Origin of the sequence: Vibrio sp. 10N.286.51.B11, assembly GCF_041469245.1 — a bacterium.
Taxonomy (GTDB): domain Bacteria; phylum Pseudomonadota; class Gammaproteobacteria; order Enterobacterales; family Vibrionaceae; genus Vibrio; species Vibrio crassostreae_C.
The window spans coordinates 100,655-121,689 of sequence record NZ_JBFRKI010000028.1; the positions used below are offsets into that span (position 1 = coordinate 100,655).

A 21,035-nucleotide genomic window follows, 5' to 3' on the forward strand; every position below is an offset into this window, starting at 1 on the left:
TATTCAAACTTAGATAAAACGTATCTACATAAAAAAGGTCTGAGAAATCAGACCTTTTGCATTTCTTTAGAAATTACTTTAAAGCGCCACTTACTTCTTGTTCATTCGGATATGGCGGTTTGACACATTCGGCAACGGCTTTTCAGGCACTTTCCGTTTCTCATGAATCAGATGTCGAATCGCTAATATCGGATGCTTAAGTAGCATTCTTGGCCCGGCATAGCGCATCACCAATCGCATTTGCTCTTTCGGGTCTAGTTTATAGCAATGAATCGGACACTTATTACAGGTCGGTTTTGCTTCGCCATAAGGACATCTATCCAGTCGTGTTTCGGCGTAACGCAACAGTTGCTCACACTCCTCACATAACGCGTTATTCTGACGAACTTCACCGTGGTGATCTTTGCAATAGATGTGCACCATCGCAATAACGGTTTTGTACTCCGTTGCGAGCTCACCTTGTAGAATATTGTTATGTTGGAACATGTTTTAATTACCTAATGAGAAACCGTACAGGTTGAGATTAACGCTTTCGCTTACCACATCTTCAACTCGCTCGAACACAAAGCCTAACTTAGTCAGTAGTGTGATACTTCGAATGTTATCAGAGGTAGTGATGGCAACTAAATGATCGATATCAGCATTCTGCTTAGCTTGTTCAATTATCGCCTCCGCGGCTTCTTGGGCAAAGCCTTGACCATAAAACTCAGGAGCAAACCCGTAGCCAATATCATGCGACGCTAAGGTGTCTCTTTTTATTAATCCGCAGATACCAATTGGCGTTGAAGTTTCTTTGATTTCAACCATCAACAAACAGACACCCTTCTCTTCATGCATCTTAAGAATGTTGTTTTCAATGTACTCGACAGCCTTTTCAGTGTTGTTGATTTCCTTATCACCAATGTAACGCAGGAAATCTTCTGAGCTGTATAGTCGTTGAATAAACGCCGCATCTTGAGGTGTGATCATTCTTAATCTTAAACGTTCGGTCTCGACTGACTGCATAGTGATATTTTCCTTGCTGAATACCATGTAAATATTGAGTTCTAGAGCTAAAATGATTATCCTCCACCGCCTAAACTAAATACAAGGCTATGCAGCAATGAACCGTAAGAAAAAAATCAATCAAATTCTAAAAAAGAAGCAGAAACAGGCGAATTCTAAACTGCATAGTAGCAACAAGCCTCGCTACATCTCTAAAGCTGACCGTGCAAAAATGGAAGCTGAAGAACAAGCGAAAGCAGCTCAAGAGCAAGCTGAAGGTTCAGTAGAAGCAACTGTTGAAGCTGAAGAGACAAAAGCTGCAGAGTAAGTTTATACTCGCAGTCCTCTTGTCTGACACTCTTTTCAGAGCCAACAGACAAGAACAAAAAAGCAGCCTCAAATTGGGCTGCTTTTTTGATCCTACCATTTTTAATCGCGCTGGTTAGCCTTTGAATGGCTGCACTTCCCAACGGGCAAACGGTGCTTTTGCGTTGATTCCCGCTCTGCCCCAACGATCAACAGAATCCACTACCAAGATACGCTCATTCGGTACCAATGATTTAATCAAGTTGCTTGGCTTTTTCGCTGTAACTAACCATAGAGCATCATCTTCCGAAAACATCTCTTTAAGCTTGGCTTTGTCCTGCTCTGTCCATTCCAGTTCAGCTTTGAACATGCGTTCTTCAACAAACAGTTGGCTGCCAGAGGCGAAATCTTCCAAGCTTTCTGAAAGCAACAATACTGAATCTACGTCATTGTCGAGCAATACTGCTTGCTGCTTATTGATCAGTTCACGAACATCCAACATCACACGTTGTAAGTTGCTATCAATCGTTTCAGCTTGCGCAGGCCACAACAACTTAAAGTCGTCAGCCACAATCGCCGCCATACGTGTTAAGTTGGTCGGGTTTAACCATGCGTATTTAGACACATCACCATTCGACAATGTAAGCGCAGCAACGCCTTGTGCACGCGGTGTAATCGCTTGAGCGGCATCAACCTCAACTAAACGGATATTGCTTTGTCTTGCGTATACAAACGTAGGGTCGGCTTGCCAGATCGATGACAACGTTACCGCAACGGTCGCCTTTTCACCCGATTGAAGCACTTTACTCGCACCCTTGGTACCAAACCAATTCGGCAGACGGTCAATACCGTAGCGCTTAGGTGGTAGATATTCGGTCGTAATGTCCGTGCCTTTGGTTAGCTCTGTCGCCAATGCATAAGTCACAGGTGTACTGGTTAGGATGTCTTCTGCATTCACGTTCAGTGACATCACAGAACCAGCCATTAATACACTACCAAGTACACTCACTTGAGCCGTTGCTTTTACTGAGCTAGCGATACGATTCATTAAACAAGTCATGATTACGCCTTTCTTACAATTCGGTATAGCGTTGCTGCTAGGAAAAACGTTGCAGAAACGATGATGATTGAAGCGCCCGATGGCACTGGCAGTTTGAGTTCCATAGGCAACACGGTTCCAACCAAACATGCGATGGTTGCGAGTAATGCCGACAAGAGAACAAAGCTCCCCATACGTTTAGTTAACAATCGAGCGGTCGCACCTGGAATCAACAATAACGCACCCACTAGAACTGCACCTACGATCTTCACGGCCGCAATTGTCACTAAGGTGATCATCATGACAAACAAGTAATCGTAAAAGCTGGTGTTGTAACCACGAACCTTAGCTATATCAGGGCTGATACAAGTCAGGAGAATGCGGTTGAATGTCGGTATCAAGAGCAAGATGATGATCGCGCAACTACCTGCGAGAATCGCTAAGTCTTGGTCTGTTACCGTCAGAATCGAGCCAAACAGTACGTTTTCAAGCATGTGGATATTGATCTTACGAGCAACATACATCAGTAACGCCGCACCCACTGCCAGTGCTAAAGCAAGGAAAACGCCAACTAAAGTATCGTATGGCACATTGGTTCTGTTTCTTACAAAGTGAAGAAGCAGCGCGAAGATCATACAGAAGCTAAACAAACCAATAATTGGGTTTTCTGGTGGCTCGCCAAGCAAAACACCAATAGCGATACCGGTTAACGCTGCGTGGCCGACGGCTTCTGAGAAGAAAGCCAGACGCTTGGCAATCACCAAAGTACCCAGACCACCTAACAGAGGACCAAGTAGTAACGCTGCAACCAAAGCATTGACCATGAAGGCATACATGAAACTGTCTGATAACCAGCCCGCTTCAACACCACTTACGGCAAGTTGTCGTAGCCAATCCATTACGCAACCTCCTTCGGTTTGTTCATCGCAGCACCACTGCTGTAATGCTGGAATAAGCTTTCAATCTTACTTGGATGTAGTACCTGTTCGTGTGGACCACTATCAACCAAGAATCGATTCACAACATGTACATTGGCTTCAAGGCGACGTACTGCGGTTACATCGTGGTGAACCGCAAGGATCGTGCGACCCTCGTCAACACATTCACGAATCAGCGATTCAAGATAACGAACGCCCTGCTCGTCCATACCCGTGGTTGGTTCATCCAACACCAGTAGACTTGGGTTATCTAATAGCGCTTGGGCAAACAGCACGCGTTGCTGCTCACCACCCGATAACTGTCCCATGCGGCGGTCGCTACGAGTAGCCATACCAACGCGATCTAATTGTGCGAGTGCAAGATCCAATTGCTTAGACTTACGACGCCAAAATAGCGGAATTCGAGTTTGGTTAAGCAACACGAAATCCATGACCGTCAAAGGCAAGCTCGATTCGAAGGTCGCTTTTTGTGGAACATAACCGATACTTGGCTTTTCTGGCCAATGAATATTGATTTGCCCAGAGAAAGGCGTCAAACCAAGAACAGAGCGTAGCAGAGAGGTTTTACCACCGCCGTTTGGCCCCATGATTACATGGCACTCACCCGCTTTAAGTTCTAGTGAGATATCGTCAAGAATGACGTTGTTGTCGTATTGCAGACCGAGTTGATTGATTGAAATCGATGGACCTAACATTATGCGCTCCCGCTTTTAGCTTGGTTCGCCGTCGCAAATTTCATTGCTTCGATTAACGTCTCAAGGTTCTTTTTCATCTCAACTTCGACTTTATCGTCTTCATATTCACCGTGCGTCATGTGAGAAAAACGATAAAGCTGAACGCCTGTTTCCGCTTCAATTGTGTCAACAAAACGGTTTGGCATGTTTAACTCGTAAAACAGAACATCAATGCCTGATGCGCGGATCTTCTCGATCGTCTCTTGCAGTTGACTAGCACTTGGTTCAACACCGTGTGCAGGCTCGATTACTGCCGCAACATCCACACCAAACTCTTGAAGGATGTAGCCATAAGCATTATGTGTAGTCGCGACCTTCATACCTGAAGTATCTAACTCACCTAATGACAACATCGCATCGCGCTTCATAAAGCGAAATTGCTTTGCGTATTTACGTGCATTCTTACGATAAAAAGCCGCGTTGTCAGGGTCGAGCTTAGAGACCTCACTCGCGATGGTGTAAACCTTTTGAATTGTTGTCGAAAGCCCAACAAAGGTATGTGGGTTAACGGCACCTTGACCAACAGACTGACCAACAGACTGACCAAGAGCAGGAAGTAGAGGCACTTCTTTGTTTGCTTCGATCACGACTAGGTCATCACGTTGCGCGGCTGAAATCACTTTAAGCGCGAAGTCATCGTGACCAATACCGTTTACCACGATGGCGTCCATCTGGCTCAATCTCTTCAAGTCGTTCGGTTGTGGCAAGTAGTTATGCGGATTAAAGCCGGCATCAACCAAAGGAAGGATGTTCACTTTGTCGCCTACTACTGCTTTTACGTAGCTGTAGTAAGGTTGAAGCGTGATACCAATCGTCAGCTTGTTGCTGTCGATCTTATATTCTTTTGCCAATGCATTGGGTGCCATGAACACCGCTAATAACGACATGAACAGAGTCATAATTCGCATAGTAATTCTCTTATTATTAGTGAGCATCGCTTTCATGATGCTGTTCAATTTCTGATTCGTTCACGACCATTTTCCAACCCGTAGACTCTAGCGTGTGTTGGTCAAAAGTAGCGGGCTGTTTCGCTACACCGCCCAAGAAGATCCAGATTTCAGGAGAAACGCTGTTCGCATTTAAAATAAAGGAATCCGCAAAACCATGATCGGTAGGCGTAGCTTGTTCACTTGGAGTAGAAAAGTAATAACCACGCTCGTCCAGTACCCAAGCATGAGAACCTTTGCGCTTCCAACTCTGATCTTCTACAAACGGGGCAACCCATTCATCTTTAAGTGATGCAACACTCGGCCATTCACCATCTGAGTCCATGCGCAGGTCACGGATTTCTTCATGCGCTAAACGCAGCTCTGATAGCATCGCCAAGTTTTCTTGTTCAACATCAGTCACTAGAATTTGATGATCAAGCACTGCTTTAACGTGGGATTCAGCCTGATGAAATGGGATTGCGACAGTTGCAAAGCAAAGGATGAACACAATGATCAGTCCTACCCATTTGCCCTCTCTGCCGCCCGTATCAGCACGTACGCTTTGAATCATCATTTTTCACTGATCTCTACAACATCAACTTCAACTGGAAACTCATGACCTGAATCGAACACAAGGTAGAACTCAGTGTCAGGATGTGGGAATTCAACGATAGAACGATTATCTGTCATCTCTTTTGCAATCAAGTTGTCTTCGTAATCGTACATCTCAACTGCGTAATCAATCGCTTTGCTGCCATCCGAATAACCCGCTTCACAAGCAACAGTCTTACCTTCAAACCAGCAGCTCATCAGTGGAAAGTGTGCTTGCGCAGGTAATGCAGCGAAACCAAGTCCCAATGCTAAGCAAGGAGTCATTAAAGCGTTAAGTTTTGTTTTTATTGTCATGGTTCGTACCCTAGCCACAGTGCAAATTCTCAGAAGTAAACTGAGCGATAAAGGGCTCAAATGAGCCCTTAAGTTTTTTTGATTCTTAATCAGGGATCTAGCCCCGATATCACAGACTATTGAAGCAGCGCTTCGAACGTTAGGTGAACGTTCGCGCTTGCTTTGTCTGCCAGTGGGTTGTCAATCAACTCACCTTTGTAGTTCGCTTTCATTACGTAACGACCTGCTACGTCTGGAGTAAACGTGATGTCACCGTTCTCATCACTCACCACATCAATCTGCTCTTGGTGGTTGCGGTAAAGCGTACCTTCACGAGTAATCTCCGCTTTCACGTCTTTCTGGATTTCACCGTTGTAGAAGAACTGGAATGTCACAGGTTCGCCTTCAACGATATCTGAAGGGTGTGTCACAGGCTTCATTTCTAGAAGCTTGCCTTCAATTTTGAACACTGAATCCGTTGGCTTACCTACCGTGATGTAGCTTTCTGCACGAGTGAAGCTGATCTGCGTTACCACGTCACGTGATTTTTCAGGCAGAACTGAGTCACGCTCAGCTTTGTTTGCTTTAATCCACTTCACCGTGTCACGGCGACCCGCTTTGTATTGCGTGTAGTAAGACGGCTGGTTGTTGATCGCCACTTTGTGTGTACCTTCTTCTTCAAAATAGAAGTCGAAGATTGAACGACGCTTGCCACGAATAACGAAGTTAGGACGCTCGCTGCGGCCATCTGGCATGATGACATGAGCATTTTCGCTGCCAGCAGGCTTATCAAAAACAAACGTACCGTGAGACGCAGTCACGTCGAACGTTAGCCAATCACCACCTTCTTTAGATACAGTAAAGTGAGATGGCAAAATCCAACGTGGGTGAGCTTGTGCCGTTGTCGTTGCTGCTAGGCCGAATGCCATCACACCCGCTAGAGCAAGTGCTTTGATTTTTGTCTGTTTCATCATGTTCAATTCCATTATTTATAATTGTTAGCCGTGTCGCTCTATCTGAGCCTACGATGACCACTGTCTATTCTGTTCAGCTTGGTTTTAGTTCGTACTTACTAGTTACTGTTCGCACTTACTATTTAGCGATGTAGTTCAGGGTGATTTCACCCGTCTCTTCCGTTGCTTTTAATTCGTAAGATACGTTTGAATCTGTGAGTGATACTTTTTGGCGAAGGTAGTTACGGCCACCATGTTCACGAACCACTTCGATATGAACCGTGTACTCGCCTTGTTCTAGTGCTTGGCCATCATCACTCTTACCATCCCAAGCGAAACGGTACTTGCCAGCTGGACGCGTTGCGGATGTCACAGCGTCAACAAGATCACGATCGTAACGGCCAACCTTTCTCCACCAGCTGCGTAGATCTTTCAGCCATTCATCTTTACCGACCCAAAGTTCAATGGTTTTCACTGACTTTCGTTCGCTGTTCTCTACCCACACCGCCACATAGGGACGCGCATACATAGAGGTATCAATCTTTGGAAGCTCGAAGCTCACATCAAGTTTTGCCGTATCAGGAATCGCTTGTGCCATACCTAGGCTTGGCAAAAGAGATAAAGCAAGAAGCGCCTTGCTCCAGTTCATTTTTTTCATGTTTAACAACCTTTTAAATCCGTTTAACCTTTAATTCGTTCTTCAAGCTGATTCATCAACCCACTTCATCAAGCTAATTAAGGGTTAAGGTACGGCGACAAAATAGATAGCAAGCGAGATTGCAGACCCAAACACCGTCCATTTGATGGAAGTATTAAGCGTCTTTTTCTTAGGTAACAGTAAGCACACGCCAGTAAGCACAAAGAAGATCATCAATAGCGCAGTGATATCGATAAACCATTTCCATACTTCACCGCTGTTACGACCTTTATGCAGATCGTTCAACAATGCGATAACGCCGTAATTAGTGGTTTCGACTTCTACAAACTCAGACGTAACGTCAACAAAAACGGAAGCGTTGTAGCCGGGTCCTTTGAAGTCCATAGATACCTCACCGATGAGCAACTCACCATCTTCAATCTCTGCATAGATGTCCAAACCAGAAGGAACGCCGGAGAGGTTGGCTTCTTCGAACAGAAACGTTTCAAAGGCTGTCTCGTCAGCTTTTAAACGGCCGTCTTGGATCGTAAATAAACTAGTAGGAAGCGTTAGCGTAGAGCGTTGGATATTGGGTTGGCTTGATTCAAATAACTCAGGTCGGTTCAGGGTTATACCTGTCACTGAGAAGAAAAGAACCACGAACAGAAGCGCCATAGAAATATAAACATGAAGTCGACGAGCCCATGACTGAACCGCCCTACTTTTTAACGACATACAAACCAATACCTATAAATTTTATGGCGACAATTTAGTTGATAATCATTCGTATTGGCATTCAATTTACATTGTTTACGTTTGCCGAGTGGCGTAAGGAAATTTACATAACATTACATGGGAAGTAATCGAACTGTATGCATATTCTTGCTAACGTGTACTAAAGGGATTTGATTCGTTTTATTAGAGGTTATTGATAACAGGGTCAAAGCTCAAAAAAGCTCAATCTCAACATGCTTGATTGAGATGGGTTTAAGGTAACAGTCGTAGCTTTAAGGATAGAAAGTTGGGACTATTTGATCACTGGTTTGATGATAGCTAATGAAGCTTAAAAGGATTTGAAATGCGTATTTTTGTTTTGGCTTTTGCTGCGCTAGTGACGGCGTGCACCAGTCAAATAATCAGCACGGAAGAACATATTCAAGAATACATCGGTTCAGACATAACCGATGTACAAGAACGTTATCTCACCGAACGGTCACGCCCTATCAGTTTTTGGGCGTCTCGAAACTATGCTTGGATTGAAACCAAGAAACCGTTAGACAATGGTTATACAGTACACGCATTCAAAAACCCTTATCGTGACTGCACCATTAATTGGGTTGCTGATACCAGCGGCGTGATTCAAAGTGCTACGTCCAGCGGCACGATGTGCGAGCCTTAACTGCCGCATTGGAACGATAAAGTTCAAAAAGCTTTAACCGCCAAAATTAAAAAGGGTGTCATTTGAACCATCAAATGACACCCTTTTCTCTATATTACTTTCTCTTGTCTTCTGTTGTGCTATTCGCAGTTAGACGTTGCCGTTATCACTCACTGTTCTTAGCTGAGTCAGATATTTAATCCAACCTTTTGCCTCAGAAGAAGGCTCAATGTTGTTCGCACGTTTCGCTTGAGCAAGAGCATTATCAAGATTCTTTAGCTTGTACCATGAACGTACTTTCGCTAAAGCAACATCAGCTTGCTTGTTCTTGTCTTTCACTTTATCCAAAACAACCAGAGCACGATCGTAGTAACCTTGCTGAACCAGTAATTGAGCCACATTCCAATGATATTGCGTGTCCTTTTTAGACGCTAACGTCCATACTTCAATAGCACTGTCCCACTCTTTCGCTAACTGCCAGTAGGTTGCTTGCTCAGCCAGGAGTTGAACATCGCTGTTCGCATCATCTAACTTACTAATTTCTTGTGCTGCGCGCTCTGGAATGCCACGTTTCGCGTAAAGCTGCGCTAACAAGCGGCGATCTGAGTTCTTCAGCTCAACACCTTGTAGATCAGCCAGTGCTAACGTGTTCAATGCATCACGATTACGATCTAACCTAAGTTGAATACCAACCAGTTGACGCCACCAGTTATCTTTCTCGGGTTGAAGTTCAATCAAGCTTTCCAGTGTAGGAATCGACTGTTTCCACTGCTTTAACTGAAGCTGTGCGCCCAGTTTTAGCGATAGAGGTGATAACTCTGGTTTTGAATTGAACTTGTCGTGATTACCGATGGCCACTAGGACTTTCGACCAGTTTTCAATTTGGTATTCAGCTTGTGCAATTCGCATCCAAAGCGTGTCTTTCTTTTCCTTTTCAGGCGCTGTTTTCACTAACTCGTAGTAGTGCGGAAGCGCGTTTTTAAACTGCTGATCGTTCAACAACAAATCAGCCAGCATACGCTTCGTTATCCAAGCTTGCTCATCGACTAACAAATTCGTATCGACGGCATAAGTGAGCTGCTTAATCGCCGCGTCAGTTTTGCCATCTTGCCAGTAAAAAACACCTAGCATACGAGCTACGTACGCTTTGTCGTAGCCCTTAGAAAGCTCTAAACCTGCTAGTACGTCAATGGCCTGTTTAACCTGTTCATCTTGAGCAAGCTTATGCGCCTTTTGAACACGAATAGCAGTATATTGGGTTAGCTCTTGTGCCTGTGTTGTAAGGGGCATTAACAACAAGCCCACTAATATCCATATATGTTTCATCATTTTGCCAACTTAAACTCTAGTTTCACGGTTTGACCAACCTGAGCTATCGCTTTTCCATCGACGACTTTCGGTTGATATTTCCATTTTTTAAGTGCTCTCATCGCTTCACGTTCAAACATACGACGTGGGTTTGCGTCAGTGACTTGAATGTCAATTGGACGTCCCGTTTCATCGATAGTAAAAGACATAATCACATGGCCTTCAGCTCCACGCTTAAGCGCTTTCGCTGGATAACGAGGCTCTACTCGATACAAAGGCATTGCTTGTTGGTTTGACCCAAAATCAGAGAATGTCGGTGCGTTAATCGCTAAGCCATCAATGGATGTGTTCAAATCCAATGAAGGCAAAGAAGACATCGAATTCAGAGGCGTAACTTCAGCTTGTGACTGAGACGTTTGCGCTTCCGGTGGCGGCTCTGGCATTTCTGGTTTTTCAGGGACTGCACGTTGTCTTCTTTGAACTTCTTGTTCTTGTTCCACCATTACCATGTTGAAACTTAACGTCTCGCTATCGTCTGGTGAACGTTGGTGGCCATTATCGACCATCCAAGCCATGAAAGAAAACAGCGCTAAGCCCAACGCGCCCGCTAGCGGTAAAGCAAGAAATAGGCGAATCATTTATGAAGATCCTCCAAGATCATCGCTTATCAGCAGCAAGCGCAATGTTTTTAACACCTGCACCTTTCGCGGCATCCATCACTTTAACAACAGTACCGTTGTAAGCGTGTTCATCCGCTTGAATAACCAAAGAAGCATCAGGTTGTTCTAGCAACAAGTGCTCTAACGTCGCTTGGACACGTTCAACATCTACGACACGCTTGTCGATGAAAATGTCGTTTGCAGAAGTAATCGCAACAAAGATGCCTGCATCCTTTTGGCTTACTACGTTAGAAGCTTGTGGGCGATTGACTTCCACCCCTGACTCACGAACAAATGAACTGGTCACAATAAAGAAAATAAGCATGATAAAGACAATATCAAGCATCGAAGTAAGGTCTATTTGAGCCTCTTCGTTTTTAGAATGACGTCGACCGAGTCTCATCGTTGACTCCTTAAAGATTTTTCTAATTTCAATTCTAAGCGGTTACATACTTTCGCTAAGCGAGCGTGAACGAACATGCCCGCTAACGCTGCAACCATGCCTGCCATGGTTGGCAGTGTTGCTAACGAGATACCTGAAGCCATCAATTTAGGGTCACTGCTGCCTTGTGTCGCCATAACATCAAAAACAGAGATCATACCGGTTACAGTGCCTAGCAAGCCCAACATCGGGCAAATAGCGACTAACAGCTTAATAAAATTCAAGTTTTGGTTAAGCAAGATACTCGCTTGCCCTAACCAACCTTCACGAATGGCTTTGGCATGCCAAGAAGAGTGATCTTCTCTTTCATGCCATTTCGCTATCCAAGCTTGGCGTTGCTTAGGAAAGTAGAACGCAAGATAAAGCACACGTTCTACCACAAGCACCCAATACACTAGGACGACAGCCGCTAGCCACCACAGGACGAAACCGCCCTGCTCCATAAAGCTTGATAAAGACAGCAGCCAGTCACTCGTTAACCAACTCGCTGGTAATAGAGAACCCGACAAAATATCCATTACGCAGCAGTCCCAACTGGTGAAACAACAGCGTTTGATTCAAAGGTCTTTTCAGCCTGCTCAGCAACAAGACCAATACCTTGCTTCTCAAGAATATTGCGAATGTTTTCTGCTTGAGTGCTAAGAATGTTGTGTGCCAGTAGAAGAGGCATTGCCGCAACCAGACCAAGTACCGTAGTTACAAGCGCCATCGAGATACCACCCGCCATAACTTTAGGGTCGCCATTACCAAACTGAGTGATCACTTGGAATGTTTCGATCATGCCGGTTACTGTACCTAAAAGGCCCAACATTGGTGCTAGTGCCGCCAATAGCTTAAGCATCGATAGACCTTTCTCTAGGTGAGTCTGCTCATCAACTACCGCTTCTAAAAGTCGCAACTCTAACGCTTCAACCGTTTGGTTTTGTTCCTTGTTGTACATCGCAAGAACACGACCTAGTGGGTTATCACCCGCTTGCTCAGGGTTCTTAAGTTGCGCGCGAATTTTCTGGCGTGCGATAGCAAGAGAGACACCACGAACTAATGCGATGATTAGACCAATAGCTAGTAGGCCAAGAATCACTTTACCAACCACACCACCCGCTTGTAGACGGTCAGTTAAACTTGGCGTAAGTGCTAATTGCTCTAGCATAAACCCGCGAGAAGGATCGACAACCACGTTAGATACTTCACCATTCGCTAACGAAGAAAGTGACGCTAACGTTGGACCATTTTGTGGTTGCTTAAGGTAAGCGATCGCATCTTCACGCTGAGTGTTCCAGTTAACATAGCCTTGCTCTGTCACAAGACCAATCGAACCTAGTCGGTAAGCGTCAACCTTGTTTGTATTGCCTTCACCATTAATGAATGCAATTTGAGATTTGCTAAGCTCAGAGCTCGCTTGGATCTGTTCAACCATGCTCATCCACAAACCGGTCAGCTGTGGCATTGAAGGCAGTGATTTAGCATCAATGATTTGATCAACAGTTGCAGTGTGTTCAGCACGATCAACACTATTCACGGTTGAGCTAAGCTCTGCGCCGAGTTCTTTTGCGTTTTGACGAACGACACCGAACAGCTCGCCTAAGCTACCGGTTTCTAAACGCAGCTTCTCTTCTAAGCGAGCAAGCTTGTTTTCGTTATCACTGAACGTTTGAGTCAGAACATCTGTCGCACCTTGGATAGACGTACGCTTCGCTTCAAGCTGAGCTTTGATCGCTTTCAGTTCTTGTTCTGTCTTTTTGAAATCAGCTTCACGCACTACGTTGTGAGAAGCTTGAGTTCGACTCTCTGATTTTGCTTTATTAACTAGCTGAGCCGTCGTATCTGATGCAGAGAAAGCTGAAAATGAAAGTGATGTAATGCAAAGCAATGCTGCTAATGGCTTTAAGTTCATTACTTAACCTCCGCAACAGTTAAAGAAACAGGTAAAGTAATTAGGCTTGGCGCCGCTTGTTGGCTTGCAATGTCGTAAGCTTTATCTAGCTCAGATTTCATTGAAGAATCTAGCTCTTGCCACTGATTTTGTGTTTGATTCCAAGACCAATATTGGCTGCCATTTAGGTTACGAGCCACCAAAGAGATACGACCCAGGTGCAACACGTCAGCTTCAATCGTTCTGTCGTTGCTCAATGCAACGCGGCCTTGGTAAGCACCGAGCTTGATGCCGTAGTCCATCTCGATTTGGTAAGCTTCCAGGATACGACGATACTTCTCAGCATCACTCACATCAGCACGAGTCATCATTGCTTGTAGCTTTTCTACTCTTTCTAGACGCTGTTCTTTCTTAATCGGCACGTCTTTCTCTACCAACTGTTCAAGACCATCGATCATTTGATACATCAATGGCACAACACCTTGGCGTGTGTATTTGATTTCTTCGATCTGCTCTTCAATGCTTTGAGCTTCTTGGTTTTGGCTCTCAACTAATGCAGCAAGGTGATCGTGATAGATTTCTAGGTTTTTAACTTCTTCTTGCAGACGCTCAATCTCAGCTTGCAGCATTAAAGTCGCTTGTGAGCTTTTATCAATAACCTTTTGGCTCGAAGCCGACGCGTTATTGGTCTTGTTTTGAATTGATTGAGCTTGATCCAAGCTGTTTGCCATAGAAGACGTTGCAACCAAACTGATGGCAAGCGCTAGGCTAGTTTTTAAAAGATTCATAATTGTAGTCATTTACTATAGAAGAAGGTCAAATACATTTTATTGATAAATACTATTATTGATAAGCACTCTCATTATCATTAAAAGTCACTCGCATTACTAGGGATATTTTACTGAATAGCAGAATCACGAAAGGAGAAAGCCGAAACTTTCCCCTTAGTATTTAGGCTAACAATAGTACCCTACTAACAAATTAGTATTTTACCTGTAAAGTCGCCATGTAGTTACGGCCTTCGCCGATTACTACGTCTTCAGCAAATTGGTGGTTTGAAGATGTTGAACCGCCACCCGCTAGGTATTCTTTATCAAATACGTTCTCGACTGTTAGACGCGCTACGAAATCAAGAGAATCGTCGTACTTAAGCGTGTATGCAGCACCCATATCTACACGTGCGTAGCCGTCTTTCTTGAATGTGTTCGCGCTATCGCCGTAACGAGAACCTTCGTAGATAAGACCCAGGTTCACATCAACTTCGTTTGTTGCTGCATAGGTAGACCAAACGCTTGCTGCAAACTCAGGTACGTCTACTGGACGGTTACCTTCATATGTTTCATGGTTCGTGATTTCAGCATCTAAGTACATTGCAGAACCAGACATTGAGAAGCGCTCTGAAATAAAGCCTTGTGCGGCTAGCTCAGCACCACGGTGAACTTGTTCGCCACCTTGTGTCTTCGTCCAATCGCCTGATGAAGTGTCTTCTACATCCATTGAAATGTTTTCTTGGGTAATATCGAATACCGCACCAGAAACGAATAGACGTTCGTCCATCAGTTCCCACTTAGTACCGACTTCGTAAGACACGCCCGTTGCTGCGACAAGAAGTTCGCCATCGTTGGTGTAGTTGCGGCTTCCGCTAGACACAACACCTTGTGGTTCGAAACTTTCAGAGTAAGAAGCGTAGATACTACCGTTTGATGCCGGGTGGTAAATCACGCCAAGCTTAGGTGCTACGTTTTCTTCTGCAACGCCATCACTTACTTTACGGTCGAAACGAGCGCCCGCAAGAACTTGCCATTCGTCATTGATAGTAATCAGATCTTGAATGTAGAAACCCCAAGTATCGTAAGTGCTCATCTTGCCTAGCGATGTTGGACCCACTGACGGTGCTGGTACCGTTGCATCTGGCGCGTATTCGCCGCTGCTGAAACGATCCATACCACGGTAATAGCTGTAACCTAACCAGTTAGCGCCGAATAATAGTTGGTGCTCTGTGCCAGCAAGATCAGCGGTTGTTGTTAGATCGACATAAGCTGTTCTGAAACGCCATTTGTCATGACGGTAGTTGCCACCTTGAGTCACGGTTCCTGTACCATCAGGATTCATGTTTGAAAAGCTTGGGTAGCTTTCCATATCAATACGTTCGAAATCTTGGTAATTGAAACCTGTTTTTAAAGACCATGTGTCAGTCAGGTTAGCAGCAATATCAAAACCTACGTTCTCAACATCGTTTTCAATCTGTGACCACTGCGCATCCCAGATATGCTTGTCGCTACCCACTCGGTTGCCGTCTAGTGTGTATAGTGCACCAGAATCTACGCTGCCTTCGTCGTTGGTCTTATCGTAGTGAACAGAAACCATTACGTCTTCAGTTACATCGTAATCAACGAATACACCACCAACAAAACGTTCTGTTTGTGGTTCAGTTCCGTCACCATAAGTTCTCCAAGAGCCGTAGCTTTCTTTAGATAGAATCGCGCGACCACGTAGAGTTTCAGCGTCGTTCAAAGCGCCACTTACGTCTACCGTTGTACGAGAATGGTCATTAGAACCAATATCTTGGCTAACACTTACTTGCGTATCGTAAGTTGGCTTTTTGCTTACCATGTTGATCAAACCACCTGGTGCAGAAATACCGTAAAGAAGACCAGAAGGTCCTTTTAGTACTTCAACACGCTCTAGCAGTTCGATTGGTTGACGGTAGTGAGACCAATGTTGCTGGCCATTTTTAAGGAAGCCCGAAGAGCTTTCTACCGAGAAACCACGTAGAGAGAAACGTTCACGGTTACGGCTTGTACCGCCAGCACTTACACTCGCGTCATTCTTAAGCACGTCACCAAGCGTTGTTGCACGCTGTTCATCGATGATTTGCTCATCGATTACTAAAACTTGTCCCGGAGTCTCTAATTGAGTCGCCTCCATGCGCATTGCTGTTGTGTTCGTGTCGGCTTTATAACCGTAGTCACGACCTTCAACAACCATATGCTCGTCTGTTTTTACTGTTTCTGCCAATACTGCTGGTGAAGCTAATACTGCGCCGATCACTAAAGCCAATGGGCTCTTTGAAAACATGTCCTTTACTCCGCTTTTATTCTTTTAGACGAACACTTTGTTATTTATTCGATGTGTTCGCTGAACCGTTGCCGGTACCACTGAATTATTTCGGGAGTGAATATAAGTGATAACCATTACCATTTGCATTAAATTTACATTCTTTGCATTCGTAAAGTTTTGTAAAGGCCTGTCGGTGAGTCATATTTGAGGAGTTCAACAAAACCATTCAATACAAATAGTTAACGCTCATGGACGTAAATCGACTGGTTATCTTCACCGAATTTTTTGAAACAACGGTATTTGTTCAGTCAATTGAAGACGTGAAGATTGATAAGAAAATCATCTCTTCTTATTTACTACCTTTGAAACGACAAATTTATGTATAAAACCCTCGATAGATGTAAATTAATAGTGAATTATTTTGTTTTTATTTGTTTAATTTACACAATTATCAGTGATTTTGATCACATCTATAATTCCAAACTCATTTTTTGTTTTTCGAATTGATTATCCGACTGCTAATCTCCTGCTCACTTTGAAAAGGTATCAAAGTTATAAATAATAAGGAGTGTTCTAAATGAATACCAAGAAACCTATGTCTCTGACTGGTCGAGTAATCCTCGGTATGGTCGTAGGTATATTAACGGGATTCGCCATTCAATCCCTTTTTGCAGACAACGGATTTGTTAACAACTACATCGTTAACGGACTCTTTGAAGTGGGCGGACAAATCTTTGTCGCCAGTTTAAAAATGCTTGTTGTGCCTCTAGTCTTCGTTTCACTAGTGTGCGGTACAAGTTCTCTTAAAGACTTATCAACTCTTGGCCGTATGGGTGGCAAAACGCTTGCACTTTATATCGGTACTACTGCCGTTGCCATCACTCTAGCATTAACTATCGGTAACCTGTTCCAACCTGGAGCTGGTGCGGATCTTACTGCTGCGAGCTCTTTCAAATCAGCGGATGCCCCTTCTCTGGGCCAAGTAATCATCGACATGTTCCCAACCAACCCTATTCAGGCGATGGCTGAGGGCAAAACGTTACAAGTTATCGTATTTGCAGTGTTGTTTGGTATCGCAATCAGTGCAGCGGGCAAACCCGGTGAACGTATCGCTGCAGTTTTCTCTGATCTAAACGAAGTGATCATGAAGCTAGTTGCGCTACTAATGAACCTTGCTCCTTACGGCGTATTCTTCTTGATGGCGAAACTGTTCTCTGGCCTTGGCTTAGGTGCAATTTGGAACCTAGCAGAATACTTCTTAGTGCTTGCTGGTACCCTGCTGTTGCATGGCTTGGTGACTTACAGTGCGATGCTTAAAGGATTCACAGGTCTTAGTCCGATTACGTTCCTACGTAAGATGGAAGATGCAATCATGTTTGCATTCTCAACAGCATCTTCGAACGCAACAATTCCAGTAACTATGGAAACGGCTAAGAACCGTATGGGCGTAGACAACAAAGTCGCTTCTTTCACAGTACCACTAGGTGCAACTGTGAACATGGACGGCACTGCAATCATGCAAGGTGTTGCGACGGCGTTTATCGCGCAAGCGTACAACATCGACCTTTCAATGGGTGATTACCTAATGGTTATCCTAACGGCGACACTGGCGTCTGTTGGTACTGCAGGTGTCCCTGGTGTTGGTCTTGTTATGCTAGCGATGGTATTGAACCAAGTTGGCCTGCCGCTTGAAGGTATTGCTCTAATCATGGGTGTTGACCGCCTTCTTGATATGATTCGTACCGCTGTAAACATCACAGGTGATAGTGCCGTATCTATCATCGTTGCTAAGTCTGAAGGCGCTCTAGACGAGTCTCGCTTCAACGACCCAGCAGCAGGTGAAAAAGAAGAAGAAGTTAAGCTAGCTCGCCAACAGGCATAGTCTCGCTTATCTTATGCTCTTGTCTTCAAGCTCAGGCGTAATTAATGGCTACGCCTAGCCCATACCAAAGCGCATAAAGAAAAACGCCACTGCAGATGCAGTGGCGTTTTTATTGGGTATCGCTTAAGTCAGTACTACTGAGTTGGGACAGTTATCAATTTAAGGTAATTATCAATAGGGAAAGCTAATCACCGATTGGGAACATCAAGTTCACTCTCAGCCCCCCACCTTCTCTATTCTCAGCAGTTACATGTCCATTCATCACACCCATCGCTTCTTTAACAATCGCAAGGCCCAGACCGTAGCCACCAGACCGTTTGTCTCTTGCTGATTCAATACGAGTAAACGGGGCGAATATACCTGCAATCTTGTTATCAGGAATACCATCACCGTCATCTTCTACAGATATTACACTGTAACGTCTATCCATTACCTGTTCGTATGTCGTCACGACCACATGAGCGTTCTCACCCGCGTATTTAATGGCATTCCCGACCAAGTTACCAATGACTCGAAGCAGTAGCCTCTCATCAACGTTCACCATTGATATCGGCGTCTCTAGGGAACCAATCAAAGTTTGATTCGGTTTTAAATCGTTTTGCATCTGCGCGATCAACATTGAACAATAGTGCTCAAGGTGCATTAAACTTAACTTGGAGTCATAGCGAGAGGTTTCTAAGCGGCTAAATTCAAGTATCTCACCCACCAGCTTATTCATCTCTTCTGTTTCATTTTCCATTCGTTCTAGCAAACCAATGCTTTTATCATCAACCTTGCTGCGCAGCAGGTGTAGTGCGAGGTTTTGCCTTGCTAATGGTGTTCTTAACTCGTGTGAGACATCACGAATCAAACAACGTTGCTTTTCAGCCAGAGATTTAATCTCAAAGGTCATATAATCAAAATCGTGTGCAAGCTCGTTGAATTCACGCGTGGTGGAGTTCAACTCCGACACCACACTGACCGTGAAGTCACCTTGAGCCAGTCTGCGGCTCGCTTCTCTCAATCTATCCAACGGTTGCTGAAGGCTTTTGGCCATGATAATCGAGAACAGAGACAATACGACCAATGCAATCAATGCTTTAAGCATATAGGAATATGGCGCAAAAGATTTTGCGGGATGAAACTGGTGCGGTAGTTGGATAACCAGTGTTTTACCGTTATCCAGTGGTAGGCCGAAGATCGGCTTACTCACACGATCACTAAGTTGGTGATCTAACGTTCTTAAGTATTTGAGCTTAAATTCAAAATGTGGGTGCATGTGACGATGTGTGATCGGACGATTGTCTTTGTCGATGACGAACAGATAATACTGCTGAGCATTACCCCAGTCCGCGAGTTCATCCATGTCCCCTTCTTCAATCAACACATTCGCTTGGTAAGCAAGGTCGAGCATCTCCGCTTTAACCGATTCTGGCACTTTAAGCAGCGCTTTCATCAAGGCTCTTTCTGCGACACCTTGCAGAATCAAAATACTCACCAAAATGACGGTCAGGTAACTAAACAGTTGGAAAGTGAGTCCCTCTTTACGCTTAGCAATAAAATCAGGGCAACGCAGCAGTTTTTTACTCATGCTCCGACCGACTCTAGGTAACTGTAACCTTTACCACGAACGGTTTTTATATGTTGTTTAGACAAACCTGCCTGAACGAGCTTTCTACGTATATTGCTGATATGCATATCTAAATTACGATCGAAGGGACACAATTCTTTCTTGAGTACATGGATTTGCAGATCAGATTTTGAGACGACAATACCGTCATTTTTGACCAAATAATCAAGCAAGTCTTTTTCAGTGCCAGTTAATGGCAAACGAGAGAGTTGTTCACACAAGCCGTGATTAGAGGAAGCTAAAGATTGTCTTTGGCGTTCAAAACCCACTCGGCGCAAGATCACCTTAATACGGGTTAAGAGTTCAGGAACATTGAAAGGTTTAGCGATGTACTGGTCGGCGCCTGCTTGGTAGCCATCGAGCATTGAGGCATCGTCGTTAAGCGCGGTTAGCATAAGAATGGGAGTAGCAAAACGCTGACAAATACGTCTTGCTACTTGAATGCCGCTTAGGTTCGGAAGCATTACATCGAGTAGAACCAAATCGACAGGGTGAGATTGAATAAACTCGAGCGCGGATTCACCGCAATGAACAGTATCAACGTGATACCCCTCATTTTCTAACACTTCACCCAGTAATTCACACAACTGAATATCATCATCAACAACTAAAACGCGAGACATTACACATACCGATAAATAAGAACTGTTTGCATTCTAATTATCGTTATTATTGATTTCAATTATAAAGTGCCCGATTTCCTCTATAGAAGAAAATCTTTTTCAATCGGTACAAATTTTGATGCAGAATCGATAAGATTTTGAGCAGTTAACCCGGGAACACCATACACTTCAACAGGCTTGCCAAAGCGCTCTTTGATTCGCTCTACAAGGATTTCGAAATCACCGTCTCCTGATACCAAAACAATCGTATCAACCGTCTCAGCAAGTTCTATCGCGTCTAACGCAATACCCACATCCCAATCGCCTTTTGCACTGCCATCTCGACGCTGAATAAACGGCTTTAACTTCACATTAAAGCCCACACCACGAAGGATATGATGAAATTGACGCTGCTTTGGATCTTGGCTTGAGATTGCGTAAGCATTAGCTGCAATAACGTTACGCCCTTCCGTGGCAACATACCAAAACTGGTTATAGTCGAAGTTAGAACGGTATTTGTCGCGCGTCGTGTAGTAAACGTTCTGAACGTCGACCAAAATTGCTATGTTTTCCATAAATTCATACCTTTAGATTTTCCGTATACCCTATTCTATTCAATTGTAAAATGCGAGTCGCTTTACTCAATAAAAATGAACCTGCCAGCTATCGTTAACGTAAATCTAATATCTTTAGCGTAAAGCTAAGTGTCTTTACGTAATCCTAACTATGCTTATTGTAAGTGGATTTGTTTTGAGCGTTTCTTAGGTGGTTCTGATCTTCACCTTCTTCTTTACGTAGCGTTCAAATCGTACTCAGG

Annotated in this window: 24 protein-coding genes; 3 read left to right on the plus strand and 21 right to left on the minus strand. The window is 44.2% G+C overall.

Annotated elements, in window-relative coordinates; translation table 11 throughout:
• Positions 1-90 precede the first annotated feature (90 nt).
• Complete coding sequence (locus AB4154_RS14870; RefSeq protein ID WP_372123401.1) at positions 91-486, minus strand: nitrous oxide-stimulated promoter family protein; 396 nt, start codon at positions 484-486, stop codon at positions 91-93.
• 3 nt (positions 487-489) lie between these two features.
• Complete coding sequence (locus AB4154_RS14875) at positions 490-1,005, minus strand: GNAT family N-acetyltransferase (RefSeq protein ID WP_372123403.1); 516 nt, start codon at positions 1,003-1,005, stop codon at positions 490-492.
• Between the two features lie 97 nt (positions 1,006-1,102).
• Here AB4154_RS14875 and AB4154_RS14880 point away from each other — a divergent pair, with 97 nt between their 5' ends.
• Positions 1,103-1,312 (plus strand): DUF2986 domain-containing protein, encoded by a 210-nt coding sequence (locus AB4154_RS14880; RefSeq protein WP_017060973.1) that lies wholly within the window; start codon positions 1,103-1,105, stop codon positions 1,310-1,312.
• Between the two features lie 114 nt (positions 1,313-1,426).
• On the opposite strand, the gene AB4154_RS14885 is transcribed toward AB4154_RS14880, so the two are convergent.
• The 9 genes from AB4154_RS14885 to AB4154_RS14925 form a co-directional block, all read right to left on the minus strand.
• Positions 1,427-2,350: an ABC transporter substrate-binding protein gene (locus tag AB4154_RS14885; protein ID WP_017062538.1), complete on the minus strand. Its 924-nt coding sequence runs from the start codon at positions 2,348-2,350 to the stop codon at positions 1,427-1,429.
• Positions 2,351-2,352: 2 nt separating this feature from the next.
• Positions 2,353-3,228, minus strand: coding sequence for a metal ABC transporter permease (locus tag AB4154_RS14890; protein ID WP_136974576.1), 876 nt, complete (start codon positions 3,226-3,228; stop codon positions 2,353-2,355).
• The gene (locus AB4154_RS14895; protein ID WP_017067855.1) at positions 3,228-3,962 is read right to left on the minus strand and encodes a metal ABC transporter ATP-binding protein; all 735 of its coding nucleotides are present in this window, start codon (positions 3,960-3,962) and stop codon (positions 3,228-3,230) included. Before AB4154_RS14895 ends, AB4154_RS14890 begins: the two co-directional genes overlap by 1 nt.
• Positions 3,962-4,909, minus strand: coding sequence for a metal ABC transporter solute-binding protein, Zn/Mn family (locus tag AB4154_RS14900; protein ID WP_372123404.1), 948 nt, complete (start codon positions 4,907-4,909; stop codon positions 3,962-3,964). Before AB4154_RS14900 ends, AB4154_RS14895 begins: the two co-directional genes overlap by 1 nt.
• A 16-nt stretch (positions 4,910-4,925) precedes the next feature.
• Positions 4,926-5,504 (minus strand): DUF6162 family protein, encoded by a 579-nt coding sequence (locus tag AB4154_RS14905; RefSeq protein WP_029235381.1) that lies wholly within the window; start codon positions 5,502-5,504, stop codon positions 4,926-4,928.
• Positions 5,501-5,836 carry a hypothetical protein gene (locus tag AB4154_RS14910; RefSeq protein ID WP_372123405.1) on the minus strand — a complete coding sequence of 112 codons (336 nt, stop codon included), beginning with the start codon at positions 5,834-5,836 and terminating at the stop codon, positions 5,501-5,503. Before AB4154_RS14910 ends, AB4154_RS14905 begins: the two co-directional genes overlap by 4 nt.
• 116 nt (positions 5,837-5,952) lie before the next feature.
• Positions 5,953-6,789 (minus strand): DUF4198 domain-containing protein, encoded by an 837-nt coding sequence (locus tag AB4154_RS14915; RefSeq protein WP_372123406.1) that lies wholly within the window; start codon positions 6,787-6,789, stop codon positions 5,953-5,955.
• Between the two features lie 118 nt (positions 6,790-6,907).
• Positions 6,908-7,426 carry a DUF2271 domain-containing protein gene (locus AB4154_RS14920; RefSeq protein ID WP_372123408.1) on the minus strand — a complete coding sequence of 173 codons (519 nt, stop codon included), beginning with the start codon at positions 7,424-7,426 and terminating at the stop codon, positions 6,908-6,910.
• An 84-nt stretch (positions 7,427-7,510) separates the two neighbouring features.
• Positions 7,511-8,140, minus strand: coding sequence for a PepSY-associated TM helix domain-containing protein (locus AB4154_RS14925; RefSeq protein WP_248376426.1), 630 nt, complete (start codon positions 8,138-8,140; stop codon positions 7,511-7,513).
• Positions 8,141-8,483: 343 nt separating this feature from the next.
• Between AB4154_RS14925 and AB4154_RS14930 the strand changes: the two genes are divergently transcribed.
• The gene (locus tag AB4154_RS14930) at positions 8,484-8,804 is read left to right on the plus strand and encodes a hypothetical protein (protein ID WP_017067850.1); all 321 of its coding nucleotides are present in this window, start codon (positions 8,484-8,486) and stop codon (positions 8,802-8,804) included.
• A gap of 129 nt (positions 8,805-8,933) precedes the next feature.
• On the opposite strand, the gene AB4154_RS14935 is transcribed toward AB4154_RS14930, so the two are convergent.
• The 7 genes from AB4154_RS14935 to AB4154_RS14965 form a co-directional block, all read right to left on the minus strand.
• The gene (locus tag AB4154_RS14935) at positions 8,934-10,112 is read right to left on the minus strand and encodes a tetratricopeptide repeat protein (protein WP_372123409.1); all 1,179 of its coding nucleotides are present in this window, start codon (positions 10,110-10,112) and stop codon (positions 8,934-8,936) included.
• On the minus strand, positions 10,109-10,729 hold the full coding sequence (locus tag AB4154_RS14940; protein WP_008219721.1) for an energy transducer TonB: 621 nt from the start codon (positions 10,727-10,729) through the stop codon (positions 10,109-10,111). The genes AB4154_RS14935 and AB4154_RS14940 overlap by 4 nt, the downstream gene beginning before the upstream one ends.
• 19 nt (positions 10,730-10,748) lie before the next feature.
• Entirely contained in the window at positions 10,749-11,153 is a 405-nt protein-coding gene (locus AB4154_RS14945; protein WP_004739212.1) for a biopolymer transporter ExbD, read from the minus strand.
• Positions 11,150-11,710: a MotA/TolQ/ExbB proton channel family protein gene (locus tag AB4154_RS14950; protein ID WP_010429842.1), complete on the minus strand. Its 561-nt coding sequence runs from the start codon at positions 11,708-11,710 to the stop codon at positions 11,150-11,152. Before AB4154_RS14950 ends, AB4154_RS14945 begins: the two co-directional genes overlap by 4 nt.
• A complete protein-coding gene (locus tag AB4154_RS14955) occupies positions 11,710-13,086 on the minus strand; it encodes a MotA/TolQ/ExbB proton channel family protein (protein ID WP_372123410.1) in 1,377 nt (458 codons plus the stop codon). The genes AB4154_RS14950 and AB4154_RS14955 overlap by 1 nt, the downstream gene beginning before the upstream one ends.
• Complete coding sequence (locus tag AB4154_RS14960; RefSeq protein WP_017062550.1) at positions 13,086-13,853, minus strand: DUF3450 domain-containing protein; 768 nt, start codon at positions 13,851-13,853, stop codon at positions 13,086-13,088. The genes AB4154_RS14955 and AB4154_RS14960 overlap by 1 nt, the downstream gene beginning before the upstream one ends.
• A gap of 193 nt (positions 13,854-14,046) precedes the next feature.
• Positions 14,047-16,143 carry a TonB-dependent siderophore receptor gene (locus AB4154_RS14965; protein WP_372123411.1) on the minus strand — a complete coding sequence of 699 codons (2,097 nt, stop codon included), beginning with the start codon at positions 16,141-16,143 and terminating at the stop codon, positions 14,047-14,049.
• A gap of 559 nt (positions 16,144-16,702) precedes the next feature.
• Here AB4154_RS14965 and AB4154_RS14970 point away from each other — a divergent pair.
• Positions 16,703-18,007 (plus strand): dicarboxylate/amino acid:cation symporter, encoded by a 1,305-nt coding sequence (locus AB4154_RS14970; RefSeq protein WP_017062553.1) that lies wholly within the window; start codon positions 16,703-16,705, stop codon positions 18,005-18,007.
• A 184-nt stretch (positions 18,008-18,191) separates the two neighbouring features.
• Here AB4154_RS14970 and AB4154_RS14975 read toward each other — a convergent pair whose 3' ends face one another.
• The 3 genes from AB4154_RS14975 to AB4154_RS14985 form a co-directional block, all read right to left on the minus strand.
• Complete coding sequence (locus AB4154_RS14975) at positions 18,192-19,577, minus strand: histidine kinase sensor domain-containing protein (protein WP_372123412.1); 1,386 nt, start codon at positions 19,575-19,577, stop codon at positions 18,192-18,194.
• Complete coding sequence (locus tag AB4154_RS14980; RefSeq protein WP_017062555.1) at positions 19,574-20,239, minus strand: response regulator transcription factor; 666 nt, start codon at positions 20,237-20,239, stop codon at positions 19,574-19,576. Before AB4154_RS14980 ends, AB4154_RS14975 begins: the two co-directional genes overlap by 4 nt.
• Before the next feature lie 80 nt (positions 20,240-20,319).
• The gene (locus AB4154_RS14985) at positions 20,320-20,793 is read right to left on the minus strand and encodes an NYN domain-containing protein (RefSeq protein WP_010429860.1); all 474 of its coding nucleotides are present in this window, start codon (positions 20,791-20,793) and stop codon (positions 20,320-20,322) included.
• Between the last annotated feature and the right edge of the window lie 242 nt (positions 20,794-21,035).

What these genes read in the sequence shown, in the direction of transcription:
- AB4154_RS14925 (WP_248376426.1), bottom strand. Translation starts at nt 8,140, where the DNA reads ATGTCGTTAAAAAGTAGGGCGGTTCAGTCATGGGCTCGTCGACTTCAT.
- AB4154_RS14930 (WP_017067850.1), top strand. Translation starts at nt 8,484, where the DNA reads ATGCGTATTTTTGTTTTGGCTTTTGCTGCGCTAGTGACGGCGTGCACC.
- AB4154_RS14945 (WP_004739212.1), bottom strand. Translation starts at nt 11,153, where the DNA reads ATGAGACTCGGTCGACGTCATTCTAAAAACGAAGAGGCTCAAATAGAC.
- AB4154_RS14920 (WP_372123408.1), bottom strand. Translation starts at nt 7,426, where the DNA reads ATGAAAAAAATGAACTGGAGCAAGGCGCTTCTTGCTTTATCTCTTTTG.
- AB4154_RS14895 (WP_017067855.1), bottom strand. Translation starts at nt 3,962, where the DNA reads ATGTTAGGTCCATCGATTTCAATCAATCAACTCGGTCTGCAATACGAC.
- AB4154_RS14890 (WP_136974576.1), bottom strand. Translation starts at nt 3,228, where the DNA reads ATGGATTGGCTACGACAACTTGCCGTAAGTGGTGTTGAAGCGGGCTGG.
- AB4154_RS14915 (WP_372123406.1), bottom strand. Translation starts at nt 6,789, where the DNA reads ATGATGAAACAGACAAAAATCAAAGCACTTGCTCTAGCGGGTGTGATG.
- AB4154_RS14910 (WP_372123405.1), bottom strand. Translation starts at nt 5,836, where the DNA reads ATGACAATAAAAACAAAACTTAACGCTTTAATGACTCCTTGCTTAGCA.
- AB4154_RS14870 (WP_372123401.1), bottom strand. Translation starts at nt 486, where the DNA reads ATGTTCCAACATAACAATATTCTACAAGGTGAGCTCGCAACGGAGTAC.
- AB4154_RS14985 (WP_010429860.1), bottom strand. Translation starts at nt 20,793, where the DNA reads ATGGAAAACATAGCAATTTTGGTCGACGTTCAGAACGTTTACTACACG.
- AB4154_RS14980 (WP_017062555.1), bottom strand. Translation starts at nt 20,239, where the DNA reads ATGTCTCGCGTTTTAGTTGTTGATGATGATATTCAGTTGTGTGAATTA.
- AB4154_RS14875 (WP_372123403.1), bottom strand. Translation starts at nt 1,005, where the DNA reads ATGCAGTCAGTCGAGACCGAACGTTTAAGATTAAGAATGATCACACCT.
- AB4154_RS14950 (WP_010429842.1), bottom strand. Translation starts at nt 11,710, where the DNA reads ATGGATATTTTGTCGGGTTCTCTATTACCAGCGAGTTGGTTAACGAGT.
- AB4154_RS14965 (WP_372123411.1), bottom strand. Translation starts at nt 16,143, where the DNA reads ATGTTTTCAAAGAGCCCATTGGCTTTAGTGATCGGCGCAGTATTAGCT.
- AB4154_RS14960 (WP_017062550.1), bottom strand. Translation starts at nt 13,853, where the DNA reads ATGAATCTTTTAAAAACTAGCCTAGCGCTTGCCATCAGTTTGGTTGCA.
- AB4154_RS14940 (WP_008219721.1), bottom strand. Translation starts at nt 10,729, where the DNA reads ATGATTCGCCTATTTCTTGCTTTACCGCTAGCGGGCGCGTTGGGCTTA.
- AB4154_RS14935 (WP_372123409.1), bottom strand. Translation starts at nt 10,112, where the DNA reads ATGATGAAACATATATGGATATTAGTGGGCTTGTTGTTAATGCCCCTT.
- AB4154_RS14970 (WP_017062553.1), top strand. Translation starts at nt 16,703, where the DNA reads ATGAATACCAAGAAACCTATGTCTCTGACTGGTCGAGTAATCCTCGGT.
- AB4154_RS14880 (WP_017060973.1), top strand. Translation starts at nt 1,103, where the DNA reads ATGAACCGTAAGAAAAAAATCAATCAAATTCTAAAAAAGAAGCAGAAA.
- AB4154_RS14955 (WP_372123410.1), bottom strand. Translation starts at nt 13,086, where the DNA reads ATGAACTTAAAGCCATTAGCAGCATTGCTTTGCATTACATCACTTTCA.
- AB4154_RS14975 (WP_372123412.1), bottom strand. Translation starts at nt 19,577, where the DNA reads ATGAGTAAAAAACTGCTGCGTTGCCCTGATTTTATTGCTAAGCGTAAA.
- AB4154_RS14900 (WP_372123404.1), bottom strand. Translation starts at nt 4,909, where the DNA reads ATGCGAATTATGACTCTGTTCATGTCGTTATTAGCGGTGTTCATGGCA.
- AB4154_RS14905 (WP_029235381.1), bottom strand. Translation starts at nt 5,504, where the DNA reads ATGATGATTCAAAGCGTACGTGCTGATACGGGCGGCAGAGAGGGCAAA.
- AB4154_RS14885 (WP_017062538.1), bottom strand. Translation starts at nt 2,350, where the DNA reads ATGACTTGTTTAATGAATCGTATCGCTAGCTCAGTAAAAGCAACGGCT.